Origin of the sequence: Onishia taeanensis, assembly GCF_013349955.1 — a bacterium.
Classification (GTDB): domain Bacteria; phylum Pseudomonadota; class Gammaproteobacteria; order Pseudomonadales; family Halomonadaceae; genus Onishia; species Onishia taeanensis_B.
On sequence record NZ_JABVXC010000046.1, the window covers coordinates 1 to 557 of the forward strand.

The window sequence follows — 557 nt, forward strand, 5'->3', positions numbered from 1 at the left end:
GAGGTGGCCCCGAAGACCTCGGCCTGCAGGGCCTCGTCGGTCAGGAAGTCCTCGGCGGAGGCCACGAACAGACCCACCTGACAGGCATTGGGGCCGTCGCTGGCCGGACCACGTGCCACTTCGCGGGCATGGCTACTTTGAATGAGGCCATCCACGCCCTGGGTGTAGGCCTCATGGATACCCGGGGTCAGCATGGTCTGGGCGGCAGCGCCCTTCACCGCCTCGCCGGCTGATGCCACGAAGGCATCCAGCGCCTCGCCCTTCACGGCGATCACCAGGCCGGGGTTGGTGCAGAACTGACCGGCGCCCATGTTGAGCGAACCGATAAAGGCCTCACCCAGTTCCTTGCCGCGGCTCTCGAGGGCTTCCGGCAGCAGGAAGACCGGGTTGATCGAGCTCATCTCGGCGTAGACCGGGATCGGCTCCGGGCGCTCCTGGGCGGCCTTGGCCAGCGCCGTGCCGCCATTGCGCGAGCCCGTGAAGCCCACCGCCTTGATGCGGGCATCGCGGACCAGGGCCTGACCGATATCATTGCCGGAGCCGTAGATCAGCGAGAA

The 557-nt window shown here is 67.5% G+C and carries 1 protein-coding gene; it reads right to left on the reverse strand.

Annotated features, from left to right (window positions below):
• Positions 1–557 (reverse strand): aldehyde dehydrogenase family protein (locus HUS66_RS17395; protein WP_175072449.1); only part of this gene is annotated, 557 nt, incomplete at both ends.